This is a genomic window from Geobacillus sp. YF-1 (genome assembly GCF_052692335.1).
Map to the genome: position 1 here is coordinate 1022530 of NZ_CP199850.1, position 15622 is coordinate 1038151.

Annotated in this window: 19 protein-coding genes; 12 read left to right on the forward strand and 7 right to left on the reverse strand. The window is 54.2% G+C overall.

Annotated elements, in window-relative coordinates; translation table 11 throughout:
• The first annotated feature begins 4 nt into the window (after positions 1-4).
• Positions 5-1417, forward strand: coding sequence for a dihydrolipoyl dehydrogenase (gene lpdA, locus ACTVIM_RS05150; protein WP_445613886.1), 1413 nt, complete (start codon positions 5-7; stop codon positions 1415-1417).
• Between the two features lie 144 nt (positions 1418-1561).
• Positions 1562-1804 (forward strand): hypothetical protein, encoded by a 243-nt coding sequence (locus tag ACTVIM_RS05155; RefSeq protein ID WP_033022113.1) that lies wholly within the window; start codon positions 1562-1564, stop codon positions 1802-1804.
• A 221-nt stretch (positions 1805-2025) separates the two neighbouring features.
• On the opposite strand, the gene ACTVIM_RS05160 is transcribed toward ACTVIM_RS05155, so the two are convergent.
• Positions 2026-2403 carry a DUF1885 family protein gene (locus tag ACTVIM_RS05160; protein ID WP_033022115.1) on the reverse strand — a complete coding sequence of 126 codons (378 nt, stop codon included), beginning with the start codon at positions 2401-2403 and terminating at the stop codon, positions 2026-2028.
• Between the two features lie 182 nt (positions 2404-2585).
• On the opposite strand from ACTVIM_RS05160, the gene ACTVIM_RS05165 reads away from it, so the two are divergent.
• Positions 2586-2711 carry a GapA-binding peptide SR1P gene (locus tag ACTVIM_RS05165; RefSeq protein ID WP_033022116.1) on the forward strand — a complete coding sequence of 42 codons (126 nt, stop codon included), beginning with the start codon at positions 2586-2588 and terminating at the stop codon, positions 2709-2711.
• Between the two features lie 110 nt (positions 2712-2821).
• Here ACTVIM_RS05165 and ACTVIM_RS05170 read toward each other — a convergent pair whose 3' ends face one another.
• Positions 2822-4294: an aminotransferase class I/II-fold pyridoxal phosphate-dependent enzyme gene (locus ACTVIM_RS05170; RefSeq protein WP_445613887.1), complete on the reverse strand. Its 1473-nt coding sequence runs from the start codon at positions 4292-4294 to the stop codon at positions 2822-2824.
• Positions 4295-4451: 157 nt separating this feature from the next.
• On the opposite strand from ACTVIM_RS05170, the gene ACTVIM_RS05175 reads away from it, so the two are divergent.
• The 4 genes from ACTVIM_RS05175 to ACTVIM_RS05190 all read left to right on the forward strand — a co-directional run bounded on the left by ACTVIM_RS05175 (position 4452) and on the right by ACTVIM_RS05190 (position 6903).
• On the forward strand, positions 4452-5411 hold the full coding sequence (locus tag ACTVIM_RS05175; RefSeq protein ID WP_445613888.1) for an NAD(P)H-dependent flavin oxidoreductase: 960 nt from the start codon (positions 4452-4454) through the stop codon (positions 5409-5411).
• A gap of 16 nt (positions 5412-5427) precedes the next feature.
• Positions 5428-5724: a UPF0223 family protein gene (locus ACTVIM_RS05180; RefSeq protein ID WP_033022123.1), complete on the forward strand. Its 297-nt coding sequence runs from the start codon at positions 5428-5430 to the stop codon at positions 5722-5724.
• A gap of 89 nt (positions 5725-5813) precedes the next feature.
• Positions 5814-6029 carry a hypothetical protein gene (locus tag ACTVIM_RS05185; protein WP_172418592.1) on the forward strand — a complete coding sequence of 72 codons (216 nt, stop codon included), beginning with the start codon at positions 5814-5816 and terminating at the stop codon, positions 6027-6029.
• Positions 6030-6108: 79 nt separating this feature from the next.
• Positions 6109-6903, forward strand: coding sequence for an inositol monophosphatase family protein (locus ACTVIM_RS05190; RefSeq protein WP_033022125.1), 795 nt, complete (start codon positions 6109-6111; stop codon positions 6901-6903).
• A gap of 297 nt (positions 6904-7200) precedes the next feature.
• Here the strand turns inward: ACTVIM_RS05190 and ACTVIM_RS05195 are convergent, their stop codons facing one another.
• Entirely contained in the window at positions 7201-7374 is a 174-nt protein-coding gene (locus ACTVIM_RS05195) for a DUF5325 family protein (RefSeq protein WP_165570947.1), read from the reverse strand.
• Between the two features lie 248 nt (positions 7375-7622).
• Here ACTVIM_RS05195 and typA point away from each other — a divergent pair, with 248 nt between their 5' ends.
• Complete coding sequence (typA, locus tag ACTVIM_RS05200; protein WP_156102758.1) at positions 7623-9452, forward strand: translational GTPase TypA; 1830 nt, start codon at positions 7623-7625, stop codon at positions 9450-9452.
• Between the two features lie 356 nt (positions 9453-9808).
• Here typA and ACTVIM_RS05205 read toward each other — a convergent pair whose 3' ends face one another.
• On the reverse strand, positions 9809-11245 hold the full coding sequence (locus ACTVIM_RS05205; RefSeq protein WP_445612449.1) for a DDE-type integrase/transposase/recombinase: 1437 nt from the start codon (positions 11243-11245) through the stop codon (positions 9809-9811).
• Between the two features lie 167 nt (positions 11246-11412).
• On the opposite strand from ACTVIM_RS05205, the gene ACTVIM_RS05210 reads away from it, so the two are divergent.
• A complete protein-coding gene (locus tag ACTVIM_RS05210; protein WP_033022129.1) occupies positions 11413-11721 on the forward strand; it encodes a YlaH-like family protein in 309 nt (102 codons plus the stop codon).
• Positions 11718-12002 (forward strand): hypothetical protein, encoded by a 285-nt coding sequence (locus ACTVIM_RS05215; RefSeq protein WP_445613890.1) that lies wholly within the window; start codon positions 11718-11720, stop codon positions 12000-12002. Before ACTVIM_RS05210 ends, ACTVIM_RS05215 begins: the two co-directional genes overlap by 4 nt.
• Before the next feature lie 50 nt (positions 12003-12052).
• On the opposite strand, the gene ACTVIM_RS05220 is transcribed toward ACTVIM_RS05215, so the two are convergent.
• A complete protein-coding gene (locus ACTVIM_RS05220) occupies positions 12053-12253 on the reverse strand; it encodes a YlaI family protein (RefSeq protein ID WP_033022131.1) in 201 nt (66 codons plus the stop codon).
• Between the two features lie 61 nt (positions 12254-12314).
• A complete protein-coding gene (locus ACTVIM_RS05225; RefSeq protein WP_033022132.1) occupies positions 12315-12905 on the reverse strand; it encodes a YhcN/YlaJ family sporulation lipoprotein in 591 nt (196 codons plus the stop codon).
• 133 nt (positions 12906-13038) lie between these two features.
• On the opposite strand from ACTVIM_RS05225, the gene ACTVIM_RS05230 reads away from it, so the two are divergent.
• Positions 13039-14370 (forward strand): PhoH family protein, encoded by a 1332-nt coding sequence (locus ACTVIM_RS05230; RefSeq protein ID WP_445613891.1) that lies wholly within the window; start codon positions 13039-13041, stop codon positions 14368-14370.
• Between the two features lie 190 nt (positions 14371-14560).
• Here ACTVIM_RS05230 and ACTVIM_RS05235 read toward each other — a convergent pair whose 3' ends face one another.
• A complete protein-coding gene (locus ACTVIM_RS05235; protein ID WP_445613892.1) occupies positions 14561-15067 on the reverse strand; it encodes a peptidyl-prolyl cis-trans isomerase in 507 nt (168 codons plus the stop codon).
• Positions 15068-15231: 164 nt separating this feature from the next.
• Here ACTVIM_RS05235 and ACTVIM_RS05240 point away from each other — a divergent pair, with 164 nt between their 5' ends.
• The gene (locus ACTVIM_RS05240; RefSeq protein WP_033022310.1) at positions 15232-15519 is read left to right on the forward strand and encodes a YlaN family protein; all 288 of its coding nucleotides are present in this window, start codon (positions 15232-15234) and stop codon (positions 15517-15519) included.
• Positions 15520-15622: the final 103 nt, after the last annotated feature.

Consider the following 15622-nt stretch of genomic DNA (forward strand, 5'->3'; position numbering starts at 1 on the left):
AACGATGGTAGTTGGCGATTTTGCAATTGAAACGGAAACGCTCGTTGTCGGCGCCGGCCCTGGCGGTTATGTGGCCGCCATTCGCGCCGCGCAGCTCGGGCAAAAAGTGACGATTGTCGAAAAAGGGAATTTAGGCGGCGTCTGCTTAAACGTCGGCTGCATTCCGTCAAAGGCGTTGATCTCGGCCGGTCACCGGTATGAGCAAGCGAAACATTCCGAAGAGATCGGCATTAAGGCGGAAAACGTCACGGTCGATTTCGCCAAAGTGCAGGAATGGAAAGCAAGCGTCGTCAAAAAACTGACAAGCGGCGTAGAAGGCTTGCTGAAAGGCAACAAGGTCGAGATTGTCAAAGGGGAAGCGTATTTCGTCGACGCCAACACGGTGCGTGTCGTCAACGGCGACAGCGCGCAGACGTACACGTTTAAAAACGCCATTATCGCGACCGGCTCGCGCCCGATTGAGCTACCGAACTTCAAGTTTTCCAACCGCATCCTCGATTCGACCGGAGCGCTCAACCTCGGGGAAATCCCGAAATCGCTTGTCGTCATCGGCGGCGGCTACATCGGCATCGAACTTGGCACCGCCTACGCCAACTTCGGGGCGAAAGTGACGATTTTAGAAGGGGCCGGGGAAATTTTATCCGGCTTTGAAAAGCAAATGGTCAGCATCATTAAGCGCCGTTTGCAGAAAAAAGGCGTCGACGTGGTCACGAACGCGCTCGCCAAAGGGGCGGAAGAGCGCGCAGACGGCGTAACGGTCACGTACGAAGCCAACGGTGAAACGAAAACGGTTGACGCGGACTACGTGCTGGTGACGGTCGGCCGCCGTCCGAACACTGACGAGCTCGGCCTTGAACAAATTGGCGTCAAAATGACCGAGCGCGGCTTGATTGAAGTGGACGACCAATGCCGCACCAGCGTGCCGAACATTTTTGCCATCGGCGACATCGTTCCGGGACCGGCGCTCGCCCATAAAGCGTCGTATGAAGGAAAAGTGGCGGCGGAAGCGATCGCCGGCCACCCGTCGGCGGTCGATTACGTCGCGATTCCGGCGGTCGTCTTCTCCGATCCGGAATGCGCCTCGGTTGGTTACTTTGAGCAGCAAGCGAAAGAGGAAGGCATCGATGTCATCGCGGCGAAGTTCCCGTTTGCCGCCAACGGCCGCGCCTTGTCGCTCAACGATACCGAGGGCTTCGTGAAACTGGTCGTTCGCAAAGAAGACGGCGTCGTCATCGGTGCACAAATCGTCGGCCCGAACGCTTCGGACATGATCGCCGAGCTTGGGCTGGCGATTGAAGCCGGCATGACGGCTGAAGACATCGCCTTGACGATCCACGCCCACCCGACGCTCGGTGAAATCGCCATGGAAGCGGCGGAAGTGGCGCTTGGCACGCCGATTCATATTGTCACAAAATAAGCCGAAAGCGGCTGGGCTTGAAACCGTTCAAGCTCAGCCGCTTCGTTTTTTAGCCGGTTTTGATCCACTTTTGTCCCATTCCCATACTATTTTGTGGCCTTGTCTCATATCGTTATGGTAAAGAAACGCGGGAGAAGGGATCAGATGAAAGCGTATGTGGCGTTTTTAGTGCAGATGATGATTTGGAGCAGTTTTTCAATCATTGAGTGGCTGTCCGGACGAGATCGGCCGTTTTTCCGCGGGGTGATGCTATGCGTGTTTATGTATATCGCCTTTTTGTTGGCGCGGCGGCTCGGTCTGGCGACGCGCCAGGCAGCATTGACGACGATTGGGACAGCGGCGGTGTACTTTGCCGGTCAGCAATGGGTGTGGCAAGCGGTGCAGTGACGGAGGGCAGGGGCGGAACGGTCGTCACCCCCGCCCTTTCCCAACGAGAAAAACGTTGTTGCATCGGCGCTGCTTTTCACGCATATGAAGGGAATTCGCCGTTTTTCATCAGTCTGATGAAGGGAATCTGCCGTTTTTTCACCAGCCTTCAAGGCAAACCGCGGTTTTTCACCGACTTTCTTGATGAATGCCTTCGATCGTTTCATCGGCCGTCTGCCTGTTTATGAGGCGTCAAACACCATCGTCCGGCCGCTAAACAAATGCCATTCGCCGCCAAGCGTTTTGGCCAGCCATCTGCCGAACTCATTCGCCTTGCCTTTGTCTCCGTGCGTGGCGCCCGGCGGCAGCGCGATGTCGATGAAACATTGTTCGCCGGCGGTGCGCACGGAAACGGCCATCCCTCGATACAGGCGGCCGTCGCCTTGCAAGTACAGCACTCCTTCGCGCTCATGCACTGTATATGGAAAAGCCGCTTGTTCATACGCCCAGCTTAGCTGTTCTCCCGTCTTGCCGAGCGCCGCCCGGTAGCGTTCAAGCAGCTGTTTCACTTCATCGAGCGCGACAGTTTGTCCTGCCTTCAGTTTCAAGCTTGTTTTCATGCGCCCCTCTCCTTTCGTTCTTTACGTCGATTGTACCACATTTTTTCTGAATATTGATGAAAAAGTTTTGAAAGGAAGATGATTGTTCTAAATGTGACATACAAATTAGGGTTGACATTCTAAATGTGATATATTATTATAAAGTCAACAATGAAATTTATCATCACAAAGGGGTTTTGGGGATGGGCACGATCGTATGCCAAACATGTGAAGCGACGATTGCGTACTTCGAAGATGAAAAAGTGACTACGCTTTACGGTCAATGCGATGGTTGTGGGCATGACGATGACGGTGAAAAAGGGGAGTAAAACGGTCAAACAAAATGGGGGAAGGAATGAAGTAGCGCGCATGTGATGGGGGCACATGCGCGCTGTTTATTTAACAAAACCGCCCAAGCCGGCGAACGCGGCCTGGGCGGCTACCAAATCGGCTTATGTTCCTTAATGACGCGCAACGTTTGCAGCGTATCGTCTTCCGGGCCTTGGACAGGGAGACCGGCGGCTAAATTCGTCTCGATATAGTTCAAGTTTTCTTCCGTAATAATTTCGCCCGGAATAAAAATCGGAATGCCTGGCGGATACACCATCACAAACTCGGCGATAATCCGCCCGGCCGACTCGCGGAACGGAACGACTTCCGTCTCGGCGTAAAAGGCGTCGCGCGGCGTTAACGCGAGCGCCGGAATGTCCGGGAGAAGCACTTTCGGTTTTACCCCTTCTTCCGCCTGGTGGCTGAATTGTGCTGATAGGCGGCGGAGCGCTTCCACGAGAAGGCCGGCCTCGCGCTCGCTGTCACCGGGGGTGATGATGCACAAAATGTTGTACAAATCGGAAAGCTCGACTTCAATGTTGAACGCTTCCCGCAGCCATTGCTCGGCATCATGGCCGGTCAATCCGAGCTCTTTGACGGAAATGATCAGCTTGGTCGGGTCGTAGTCGTAGACCGCTTCCGTGCCTAAAATCTCCTCGCCGACGCAGTACAAATACGGGATTTCATTGATTTGTCGCCGCGTCCAGTCCGCGAGGCGGATGGCGTTGTCGATGAGCTCCCGGCCTTTGGTGGCCAGCTGTTTGCGGGCGACATCGAGCGAAGCAAGCAGCAAATACGACGTCGATGTGGTCGTCAACATGCTGAGAATCGCCTGTACGTGCTTCGCTGAGACGAGTCCCTCGCGCACGTTTAAAATCGAGCTTTGCGTCAGCGAGCCGCCGAGTTTGTGAACGCTTGTCGCCGCCATATCGGCACCCGCCTGCATCGCCGAAAGCGGCAAGCGCTCATGAAAATGAATATGCACGCCGTGCGCTTCGTCGACGAGCACCGGAACACCGTAGGCGTGCGCGATATCAACGATTTTTTTCAGATCGCCCGCTATGCCGAAGTACGTCGGGTTGATGACGAGCACCCCTTTGGCATCCGGGTGCTGGCGGAGCGCTTTTTCCACCGCTTGCGGCGTGATGCCGTGGGAAATGCCAAGCTCCTTGTCGATTTCCGGATGAATGAAAATCGGCGTCGCCCCGGAGAAGACAATGGCCGACATCACGGATTTATGGACGTTGCGCGGCACGATGATTTTATCGCCCGGCCCGGCGACCGACATGACCATCGTCATGATGGCGCCGCTCGTTCCTTGCACGGAGAAAAACGTGTAGTCGGCCCCGAACGCTTCGGCGGCGAGCTCTTGGGCCCGCTTGATCATTCCACGCGGATGGTGCAAATCATCGAGCGGACCGATGTTGATCAAATCCATCGCCAAGGCATTTTCTCCGATAAAAGAGCGAAATTCCGGATCCATGCCGGCCCCTTTTTTATGGCCGGGGATATGGAACTGGACCGGATTTTTTTTTATGTGTTCCAACAAGCCGGTAAACAACGGTGTTTCAAGCTGCGACAATGGGTTTTCACACCTCTTTACCTAAAAAATAAAACAAATGCATTATAGCATGGATTTTTTCGTTTGCAAAGAAAAAGAAGCGAGCGTGGAAACAGGAAAACGAAGAGGAAGTCAAGAATAGGTAGAAAGACGAGATGAAAGAAGGAGATGAGGTTTGATGGAGTGGAAGACGAGAGTGACAGAGCTGCTTGGCATCACCTATCCGATCATTCAAGGCGGGCTCGCTTATTTGGCGTACGCCGATCTGGCCGCCGCTGTCTCGAATGCCGGCGGCCTCGGGCAAATCACGGCCATGTCGCTTGAAAGCCCGGACCGGCTGCGCGAGGAGATTCGCAAGGTGAAAGCGAACACCGATCGCCCGTTTGGTGTCAATTTCGCCATCGGCCAGCACGGCCGTCCGTTCGCCCATATGCTCGAGGCTGCGCTTGAAGAGGGAGTGCCGGTCGTTTCGGTCACCGGGGGCAACCCGGCCCCGTTTTTTGAGCAATTGAAAGGCACGAAGGTGAAAAAGCTTGTTCTGGTGGCCGCTGTCCGCCAAGCGGTAAAAGCGGAAGAGCTCGGGGCGGATGCGGTGATGGTTGTCGGTCAAGAAGGGGGCGGGCATCTCGGCAAACATGACATCGGCACGTTCGTTTTGATCCCGAAAGTCGTCGATTCGGTCTCGATTCCGGTCATCGCCTCCGGCGGCATCGCCGATGGCCGCGGGCTGATGGCGGCGTTGGCGCTCGGCGCAGAGGGAATCGAAATGGGAACGCGGTTTATCGCCACGAAAGAATGCGTCCATGCCCATCCAGTTTACAAGGAAATGATTGTGAACGCGACAGAACAGGATACGATCATCATTAAGCGATCGCTCGGAGCGCCGGGGCGGGTGCTCGCCAACGCTTGGGCGGAAAAAATCGTGGAAATCGAACGTCAAGGCGGCACGTACGATGACTTGAAGGAGTATATTAGCGGAGAAGCAAACCGGCGCTTCATTTATGAAGGAAAGGTCGATGAAGGGTTCGCTTGGGCCGGACAGGCGATCGGCCTCATTCGCGACATTCCGTCTGTCGCTGAATTGTTTGCCCGCATGATCGAAGAGGCGGAACAAATTCGGAGCCGCTGGGCAAACTAACAGCGGAGGTGGGAGAATGAGCTATTCGTATCCGTTTTCCTATGAGTGGTCGACGCAAGAAATCATCGATGTCATCAAATTTTTCACGGCGATTGAAACGGCCTATGAACAGGGAATTCGGCGCGAAGAACTGATGAGCCGGTATCGCCGTTTTAAGGAGATCGTCCCGTCGAAAAGCGAGGAGAACCGGCTGTACGCCGAATTCGAGCAAGAAAGCGGCTATTCGTCCTATGCGGTGATGAAGCAGGCGAAAGAGGCGAAAGACGGCGATTGGATTCACCCCGCCCCGAACGGGCCGCAGCGCGGTAGGTAAACACACAAATTAGTTGCATACACCTCTTTTTCCACATAATATAATATAAAACAAAACGAAGCAGGCAAAGGGCGCCGGAGGTTTCGCGGATGACAGGGAAAGGGGTGCGGATGAACATGAAAAAAACCGCCAATTCGCTGAAACGCCCAGACGGGGATAAACGCATGGCGGTGCTGCGGCTCGAGCTCGATTACGAACTTGCGACGCTGTACGAAGCCATGATGGAAAATGATGAGGAAAAGAAAAAAGAATGCAAACGGCGGCTGGAAAAACTGCGCCAAGAACTGATGCGCCTTCAAGTATGATCATCATTCAAGGCGAACCATGCGGTTCGTTTTTTTCTTGACAGCGGTGATGTACATACGAAAGCGAGGAGGAATGGACATGACAGCAAAATGGGATGAAATCGACCAATGGGCCCAGCAATGGATTCGCGAAGCGGGGGAGCGCATCCGCGCCTCGTTTGCCGAAAAGCTGACGATCGAGACGAAAGCGAATGCAAACGATTTGGTGACCAACGTTGACCGCGGCATTGAGCAGTTTTTCGCCGCGCAAATCCGGCGCCGGTTTCCGGACCATCATCTGTTGGGCGAAGAAGGCTTTGGCGATCCGCTCGAGGCGCTTGATGGAATCGTTTGGATCATCGACCCGATTGACGGCACGATGAACTTTGTCCATCAACAGCGTCATTTCGCCGTTTCGATTGGCGTTTTTGCCGACGGCGTCGGCCAGCTCGGCTATGTGTATGACGTCGTCGCTGACGAATTGTATTGGGCGCGAAAGGGACAAGGGGTGTGGCTGAACGGCGCGCCGCTTAGCCGCCTGCGGCCGGTGCCGATCGCGGAATCGGTCATCGCTGTCAATGCGACATGGCTGATGGAAAATCGCCGCCTTGACCATCGCCCGCTTGTGCGGCTGGCGAAAGAGGCGCGCGGCACGCGCTCATACGGGTCGGCGGCTCTCGAGCTCGCGTATGTCGCCGCCGGGCGTTTGGACGCCTATCTTTCGCCGCGGTTGTCGCCGTGGGACTTCGCCGGCGGGATGATTTTGATTGAGGAAGCGGGCGGAGTTGTGACAAACTTGAACGGCGCGCCGCTTGATTTGCTCGGCCCTAATTCAGTGCTCGCCGCCAAACCGGGAGTGCACGAAGAGATTTTGCGGCGCTATCTTTCGCGTTGACAGCCGCCATGGTGGCGCTCATTGACCTAAAAGGTTGTCTGCTTTTTTGCCGGATATTTGCGGCCGGCTGCTGGCGGCCGGAAAGCCGGCGAATACGCCGGTGGCCATCATCGAACAAGATTGGCACAACGTATCGTGCGGCAGAAACAGTCAGAACGTATAATGCAACGAAAGAGGGGCTGACTCAAAAGGCGATCTCCCCTCAAGAAAGACATAGCATATCGTGTGGAGAGGGACGGTTAGTGTCTATATTATGATGAGTGAGGGTGCCCCACCCCTTTGGGACACCCTCCTCGTTCAGCGGCGCGTTCGTTTTTTATGGGCGAACCCAACGCCCATGACAGCGATAAAGATCAGTGTAGAAGCGGCGATGCCGATGGCGCTTTGCTCGGCAATGGAGACGCCGACCGCCATCAAGGCGGCCACCGCGACAATCGAAAGCAGCAGCGGCACAAGCTCGATTCGTTTCATCTCGCGCGGGCGATTCCTCGGCTTAGCAGCGGAAGCAACCGCCTAGAATCCCCCTTCCTCCTTTCGCTCCGTCCTCTTTCAGCCGAACCGCAAGCGGCCCAAGCAGGCCGGCGTTCAGCGGCCGTTTCAGCCTCGTGCATTGACGCGTCTTTTTTAGTTTACCGGAAAATATGCTGATTTTCTATCGTTGTGATATAATAGACAAGCAGTTTGCCAAACAGGAGTGACCGACATTGACAAACAGACGAATGGATATCCGCAATATCGCGATTATCGCCCATGTCGACCACGGAAAAACCACGCTTGTCGACCAACTGCTTCGGCAGTCAGGAACGTTCCGCGAGAACGAGCAAGTCGCCGAGCGGGTGTTGGACCGCAACGATTTGGAGCGGGAGCGCGGCATTACGATTTTAGCGAAAAATACGGCCGTTTTGTATAAAGGAACGCGCATCAACATTTTGGATACGCCCGGGCACGCCGATTTCGGCGGAGAGGTAGAGCGGATTATGCGCCTTGTCGACGGGGTGCTGCTCGTTGTCGACGCCTATGAAGGCTGCATGCCGCAAACGCGGTTCGTCTTGAAAAAGGCGTTGGAGCAGCAGCTTGTGCCTATCGTCGTCGTCAATAAAATCGACCGCGAGTTTGCCCGCCCGACGGAAGTTGTCGATGAAGTCATCGATTTGTTGATCGAACTGGGCGCCACCGAAGAGCAGCTCGACTTTCCGGTTGTGTATACATCGGCGCTGCGCGGGACATCAAGCCTTGATCCGGAGCGGCAAGACGGCGATATGACCGCCCTGTTTGAAACGATCATCGATCATATTCCGGCGCCGGTCGATAACCGCGAGGAGCCGTTGCAGTTTCAAGTGGCGCTGCTTGATTACAATGAATACGTCGGGCGCATCGGGATCGGCCGCGTGTTTCGCGGCGCGATGAAAACCGGCCAGCAAGTGGCGCTCATCAAGCGCGACGGGTCCGTGAAGCTGTTCCGCGTCACGAAACTGTTCGGGTTCATCGGTTTGAAACGAATCGAAATCGAACAAGCGCAGGCCGGTGACATCGTTGCGATCGCTGGCATGGAAGACATTAACGTCGGCGAAACGGTGTGCCCTCCGGATCACCAAGAGCCGCTGCCGCCGCTGCACATTGATGAACCGACATTGAAAATGACGTTTCTTGTCAACAACAGCCCGTTCGCTGGCCGTGAAGGCAAATACGTGACGGCGAGAAAGCTCGAGGAGCGGCTGCGCACACAGCTCGAAACCGACGTCAGCCTGCGCGTGGAGCCGACCGAGTCGCCGGATGCGTGGATCGTTTCGGGGCGCGGCGAGCTTCATTTGGCGATTTTGATTGAAAGCATGCGCCGCGAAGGGTATGAATTGCAAGTGTCGAAGCCGGAAGTGATTGTCAAAGACATCGATGGCGTTCGCTGTGAACCGATCGAGCGAGTCGTCATTGATATTCCGGAAGAATATACGGGGGCGATTATGGAATCGCTCGGCAGCCGCAAAGGCGAGCTCGTCGACATGGTGCACGGCGACAACGGACAAGTGCGTCTTGTGTTTCATGTGCCATCGCGCGGATTGATCGGTTATCGGAGCGAGTTTTTGTCATTGACGCGCGGCTACGGCATTTTGAACCATTCGTTCGATCATTATGCCCCGCTGCACCCTGGTGCGATTGGCGGCCGCCGTCAAGGCGTGCTCGTTTCAATGGAAACGGGAAAAGCGACGGCCTACAGCATCATGCAGCTGGAAGACCGCGGGACGATTTTCGTTGAACCGGGCACAGAAGTGTATGAAGGAATGATCGTTGGCGAGCATAATCGCGAAAACGACCTCGTCGTCAACATTTGTCGGGAAAAACATGTCACGAATGTGCGTTCTTCGACGAAAGAGCAGACGGTGACGATGAAAAAACCGCGTCTGTTGACGCTTGAAGAGGCGCTCGAATATTTGAGTGACGATGAGTATTGCGAGGTGACGCCCGCTTCGATTCGCTTGCGCAAAAAAATCTTAAGCAAGAGCGAGCGCGAAAAGGCGGAGAAGAAGAAAAAAGCGGCCGAACAGGCGAAATAGCCGACATCGTTCCTTGTTCTGCCAAAAAAGAGGGAAGCCGGGCGCCGCTTGGCGCCTGCGCGTCTTTGAGCGGAGCGGATCATCTGGATGAGGTAGCGTCAAAAGTTCTATGAAAACTCCACACAGACCATCCCATTGAGCATCGTGGGGCATGCAGAGAGCCGGATTCGCCCTTGACCAACACCCGCCAAAGGTGCGGAAGAGTCGTCAAGGGCGACGGGGACAAAAAAGAAGGCAATAGGAAAGCCGCCCTTGCCTTTACCGAATTTTACCTTTGGCGGTGTTCGGTTGGTCAAGGGTTCGCTTCGCCGAATCCGGCAGGAGTTCTGTTCAACGGGCTCTGGAGGACAAAAAAGTTAGGCTGCCTCGTTTTGAAGGAAGTCCTGAGCCATGGCGATCAGCTTCGTCCACCGGGCCGGCATATGCGGCAGCTCGGCGAGCTCCGGGATGACGACCGGCACCCGGCCTTCGAGCGCGCTATGCGGGCGCAGAAAGTTAAAATACGCCACAAACAGCGTCACAAAGGACACCGAGCCTTCCTCGGCGCCAAACCCATGGGTCGGGCGGTAGTTGCCTTTAAAGGTCCGGTTGAATCGCTCGATGATCTGCTTGAGAGGGCGAAATTCTTCCGAGACCGGATCTTCGTTGGTCAGGCCGATTACCTGGCGGACGTCAAACGAAATCCCGTGCTGGGCAAAGAAGTGTTGCGCCAACAGGTAAATCGGGTTGCCATCCACGACGAACGACAAGTCGTCTGGAAGGGACGGCAGCTTCCTGAGGACATCATTGATCGCCTTGATGGCCGAGAGCGTGTCCCGGTTGGGCGAGACGCGATAGGACAGCACGATCTTTTTCACCGCGTCGAACATAAAGAATAGGTAATGCCAACGGCCCTTCACACGAATATATGTCTCGTCCCCACAGAACGAACCGGACAGCTCATACGGAAATCGGTCGACAAAGGGCTTGATCCAAAGCGCGACGCTGTTGGCGTAGTTGAGCACCGTCTGATGAGAGATCGAGACGCCATGGATGTCCTTCAGGGCGGCGGCGGTTTCCCTCGAGGACATCCCAAAGTTGACGTAGTACGTCAACACGAGCCCCAACACGTGCGGCGACGCAGCCAGCCGGGACAAATCGACCTTCGGCTTGATGAGCGACGAGGAAGCCAACGGGAGAAAGTCAAACAAGAACTCCCGAAACAAATACCGCACCTTGAAGGCTTGAGGATTCTGTTGAAACTGTTGGCGCTCTTTCTTCGTCATCCGGCGAAGGTTGGCCTGGTAAAACGGGCAATCGTTGTTCTTGCACTTATAGATGTTGTATTCCTTGCGCTCCTTGATTTTTTCCAACGTCTTTTTGCAGTGCGGACAACGAAAGACCGCTTGCTTGGTGAACCGATTTCGGTGGTTGAACCGGCATTGGCACACTTTGCATTGGTATTGCCCTTTTCCGCCGTTATTGGCGTACAGGTAAGAAGAGGGAGCCTGGCAGCGAGGGCAGGTCAACGAATCCGGCACACGGTGTTTCGCATTCGCGCGGCGCTGGATGGGCCGTAAAGGACGTCTGTGCTGGGCTTCATAGTCTGCCAACAGCTTCCGGTAATCAAGGGTTTCCGGCACATCGATGATCGGAAGGTCATCGACCTGAAGTTTCCGGTACGGCTTTTGGATGGGTTCGTCCCAGTCCTCGAGATGCAAGGATTTCCCCAATATCACACCCATTAAATACACAATGATTTGATATTGGGTCTTGATAATTTCGAGCAAATAGGCTAATAATTGAGGTAACAAAGCTTGTCACTCCTTTGTTTTGGCTGTTGGGTGTCGTTACCTCAATGATGGCCGAAAACAATGGGGGTGGCAAGCTTTTTTTCGTTCAACCGTTGAAACTCAAGGGAAAACCGTGAGTGTGGAGGATAAACTTTTGACAATACCCTGGATGAAATGGGGGGAAGCGAATGAATGTGCTCGAACGGTTGAGCTTTTTTGCCTCGCTGTATGATGTGCATGATCATCCCGAGCGGGGCATGTGGTTGCTTTATATCACCGTACTGTTGCTCGCGGCGTTGGTGTATCGGCTCGGGTTTGCCCGTCGCCTGCCGCTGTTGAAAAACGTCATCATCTATGGATTGCTGGCGCTCGGCTGCACGATTTTAACTTTTTTTGCTGTTTTTTTGCCGGTGGCGGAAGGATTGGCTGTCGCCGCACTCGTATTAATCATATATAAAATTCGGCTGAGGCAGGCGAAAGAGGGAGAAGACGGGTGAGATCCGTGGAAGATGTTCTTGGCCATTGGCTGACCATCCATATTGTCTCCACCGCTCGTCCGCACGATGCCGCGGCGCGCGAAACCGCTTCCTTTTTCCGCTCGCTGCTTGCGAGCGATTTTGGCGTCACCGCGGTCGCGGCCGGCAAAGATGAACAAAGCGGGCACTATATTGTCGAATACGAGCGCGGCGGGGAGAAACGTGTCGCCCGGTTTTCGATTGAGCTGGCGGAAGCAATGTGGAGGCAAATGGAGGCCGAGCCGGAAAAATACGGATGGTAACAACGCGGCGCTGAAAAGCGAATGCTTTCAGCGCCGTGTTGGTAGTCTGGTTACCAGTCGTCCCCCGCCCGGTGGCCGCGGTAAAAACGAAATTTTCCTGTCGAAAGCCGCCGCTTCGTTTTTTCACTGATGCGGTCATGGCATTTGTGACACATGTACGTATGGATCGGACGGTTGCGCAGCCGTTTGGCGAGCGGCGATTCATCGTCAATCGTCTCGATTTGATCGCAAAGCACGCATTTGACTCTCATCGTTCACCTCAGGAAAGGGCTGATTTCCCGTTCCATTATACCATAACCGCACCGGAATCGGTTAGCGATTTAAATATTGGTTCGATTGCTTGTTTTGCTGTTCATTGAGCTGCCGCTCCTGCCGTTCGTTCAGCTGTCCATCGTTTTCTTCGGTTGGCGTTGGCGTCGTTTCAAACAAGTCGCTCGGCACTTCCGGCATCACCCGTCCGACAATGTCGGCGATTTCGTTCATGAACGCTTGCACCGGACGGCCATCGTCGATTTGCCGGCCGATGTTGCGCACGCGGGTGTAAAGGTCCGGATCGGCGACAATGATGGCGTTGGCACCGTACGGGTCTTTTTGCAGCGCCTCGGCAACCGAGTATTTGATCGTACCGACGCGCGAGGCATCGACATTGGCGCCGACATCGATGCCGACAATGGCGTATTTGCCGACGACGAGCGCGGCAGCGTCATGGACATTCGGAACGCGGTTGGCGATTTCTGCAAGCCGGCGAGCGATCGCTTGTCCCGATTTCGTTTCCACCCGCTCGTCCACTGTATTTTTCACGCGCACCAGCCTAGAATCGTCCGCTGCCTTGTCGTTTCCTCCGTTGCAGGCGCCTAAAAGCAAACAGCCCACCAACATGAGCAGCCATCCGTTTCGCTTCATCTTTTGCCACCTCGACTTTTTTTCTTTAGTTTGCAAATGTCCTTCTATCCTTATACATTTGTTCATAATGTTATACTACAGCTATTCCCATCCGGCGCCGAAGGTGAAAAACGGATATAGGGGGAAAAGAAATTTGGGAAAGAAAATTTATGTGCTGGATACAAACGTCCTTTTGCAAGACCCGTATTCGATTTTCGCGTTTGAGGATAATGAGGTCGTCATTCCCGCCGTCGTCTTAGAGGAAGTCGATTCGAAAAAACGGTACATGGATGAGATCGGCAGAAATGCTCGCCAAGTGTCAAAGCTGATCGATCGCCTGCGCGAAAACGGGAAGCTGCACGAAAAAATTCCGCTGGAAAATGGAGGAGCGCTGCGTATCGAATTGAACCATCGCTCGTTTCAACAGTTACAGGAAATTTTTGTTGAAAAAACAAACGACAACCGCATCTTGGCGGTGGCGAAAAATTTATCGCTGGAAGAGCAGGCGAAAGAAGACGGGCGCTCCGTCATTTTGGTAAGCAAAGATGCGCTCGTGCGCGTCAAGGCTGATGCGATCGGGCTGCAGGCGGAAGACTTTTTGAGCGACCGCGTCGTTGATGTCGATCACATTTACACCGGCTTTTTGGAGCTGTACATAGGAAAGGATCACTTGCAGCGGTTTTACGAGAAAGGGGAGCTTGTGCTCGCCGACCTCGCCGACCACCCGTTTTATCCGCACCAGTTCATCATCATGAAAGATGCGTTTGGCAGTTCGGCATCGGCGCTTGGCATCGTCGACCCAAACGGAAAAAAGGTGAAAAAACTCGTGTTTCAAAACGAGCACGTATGGGGAATTAGGCCTCGCAATGTGCAGCAGACGATGGCGTTCGAGCTGCTCATGCGCGATGACATTCCGTTGGTGACATTAATCGGCAAAGCGGGGACGGGAAAAACGTTGCTTGCTCTTGCGGCTGGATTGATGCAAACCGAAGATTTGCGCACGTACAAAAAATTGCTCGTCGCCCGGCCGATTGTGCCGATGGGGAAAGATCTCGGCTTCCTGCCAGGGGAAAAGGAAGAAAAGCTGCGCCCGTGGATGCAGCCAATTTTTGACAATCTCGAATATTTGTTTAACACGAAAAAGCCGGGGGAACTGGACGCGATTTTGGCCGGCATGAGCTCGATCGAGGTGGAAGCCCTCACCTATATTCGCGGCCGGAGCCTGCCCGAGCAGTTTATTATCATCGATGAAGCGCAAAATTTAACGAAGCATGAAGTGAAGACGATTTTGACACGGGTTGGCGAGAAAAGCAAAATCATTTTAATGGGCGATCCGGAACAGATCGACCATCCATATTTGGATGAATATAATAACGGGTTGACGTACGTCGTCGAAACGTTTAAAGATCAAAAAATCGCCGGCCATATCCGCCTCATCAAAGGAGAGCGCTCAGCGCTCGCCCAGCTGGCCGCTGATTTGCTGTAGAAGGTTGGTGAAAAACCGCTGATTCTGTTCATCATATGGAAGAATGAGTGAAAGATCGATGCAACAAGGTTTTTTTCAAAAAATGACATCGCAAAGCCGTATCTGCGATCAAATCACCAGTCTCCTAGCGGCGTAGGGAGCGCCGACCGCAGACGGCCGCGGCGGCGCCCCTTGACAGCCGCTGTTCCCGTCAACGGACGACAAGCCGACGCACGTGGGTGATGGGCGCTTGGCGGTTGGAGCCGTCTCCGAAATAAATGTGCACCGGCCCGTCATCGCGCAGCGGCTTCCCGTTTTGCGAAAACGCAAAAATCAACTCGTACGCCTGTTCCAGCGGGATCGCGATCTCCTCGGTTTCCGTTATGATGACTAACTCCGACGCGTCCTCATGCGGCTCGGCGTTGCGCAAAAACGGAGCGAACGGCATGCCGAACGAACCGGTGACGATTTTCTCTTTCAAAAAGCGCCGCTCCGTTTTCAACGTCGGAGGAAAGACGGCGCCCTCCTGAATTTCCCGATCCCAAAACGCGGACAGCTTTTTGATTTCCTCTTCGTCCTGCTCCGCTTGATCGACCTTTGGCTTTGGCTCTGAAAAATACGTGTCCAAGTCAATTTTCCGGTCGTCGAAAATCCAAACGCCCGGGTCGAGCGTGATCGTAAAGCGCACGTTTCCTGTCAGCACGATAATCTCACTCATCAAGCATCCTCTCCTCTGCATGTCCCGACTGTTTCTTATCATAAAATAAAACCGAGCGTTTGTCATGTTCGAAGCGAAATCGCTGTCAACGGTTTCAACTTGCAAAATGGCTTGTTTCACGTTAAGATTTAAAGAAGGATAGGGGAGAGAACGGAGGGATGGATGTGACGAACGAAGCGATGAGCCATCGTGAAAAAGCGTACGCGCTTTTGCAGGCAGATGCAGAAAAAATTATCCAGCTCATCCGCGTGCAAATGGACCATTTGACGATGCCGCAATGTCCCGTCTATGAAGAAGTGCTTGATACGCAAATGTTCGGTTTGTCGCGGGAAATCGATTTTGCGGTGCGCCTTGGGCTGGTGGAGGCGAAGGACGGAAAGGCGCTTCTTGATCGGTTGGAGCGGGAACTTTCCGCCTTGCATGAGGCGGTAGCGAAAAAGCGCGTGCGATAAGGATACATGACCACTCAAACGGTTGGCGCGTCCATCGTTTGAGTTTTTCTGTTTTTCGGCAGGAAAATGCCATGCTGCTGCGAATGATTTATGTACATACTCG

What these genes read in the sequence shown, in the direction of transcription:
- lpdA (WP_445613886.1), top strand. Translation starts at nt 5, where the DNA reads ATGGTAGTTGGCGATTTTGCAATTGAAACGGAAACGCTCGTTGTCGGC.
- ACTVIM_RS05155 (WP_033022113.1), top strand. Translation starts at nt 1,562, where the DNA reads ATGAAAGCGTATGTGGCGTTTTTAGTGCAGATGATGATTTGGAGCAGT.
- ACTVIM_RS05160 (WP_033022115.1), bottom strand. Translation starts at nt 2,403, where the DNA reads ATGAAAACAAGCTTGAAACTGAAGGCAGGACAAACTGTCGCGCTCGAT.
- ACTVIM_RS05165 (WP_033022116.1), top strand. Translation starts at nt 2,586, where the DNA reads ATGGGCACGATCGTATGCCAAACATGTGAAGCGACGATTGCGTACTTC.
- ACTVIM_RS05175 (WP_445613888.1), top strand. Translation starts at nt 4,452, where the DNA reads ATGGAGTGGAAGACGAGAGTGACAGAGCTGCTTGGCATCACCTATCCG.
- ACTVIM_RS05180 (WP_033022123.1), top strand. Translation starts at nt 5,428, where the DNA reads ATGAGCTATTCGTATCCGTTTTCCTATGAGTGGTCGACGCAAGAAATC.
- ACTVIM_RS05185 (WP_172418592.1), top strand. Translation starts at nt 5,814, where the DNA reads ATGACAGGGAAAGGGGTGCGGATGAACATGAAAAAAACCGCCAATTCG.
- ACTVIM_RS05190 (WP_033022125.1), top strand. Translation starts at nt 6,109, where the DNA reads ATGACAGCAAAATGGGATGAAATCGACCAATGGGCCCAGCAATGGATT.
- ACTVIM_RS05195 (WP_165570947.1), bottom strand. Translation starts at nt 7,374, where the DNA reads ATGAAACGAATCGAGCTTGTGCCGCTGCTGCTTTCGATTGTCGCGGTG.
- typA (WP_156102758.1), top strand. Translation starts at nt 7,623, where the DNA reads ATGGATATCCGCAATATCGCGATTATCGCCCATGTCGACCACGGAAAA.
- ACTVIM_RS05210 (WP_033022129.1), top strand. Translation starts at nt 11,413, where the DNA reads ATGAATGTGCTCGAACGGTTGAGCTTTTTTGCCTCGCTGTATGATGTG.
- ACTVIM_RS05220 (WP_033022131.1), bottom strand. Translation starts at nt 12,253, where the DNA reads ATGAGAGTCAAATGCGTGCTTTGCGATCAAATCGAGACGATTGACGAT.
- ACTVIM_RS05225 (WP_033022132.1), bottom strand. Translation starts at nt 12,905, where the DNA reads ATGAAGCGAAACGGATGGCTGCTCATGTTGGTGGGCTGTTTGCTTTTA.
- ACTVIM_RS05235 (WP_445613892.1), bottom strand. Translation starts at nt 15,067, where the DNA reads ATGAGTGAGATTATCGTGCTGACAGGAAACGTGCGCTTTACGATCACG.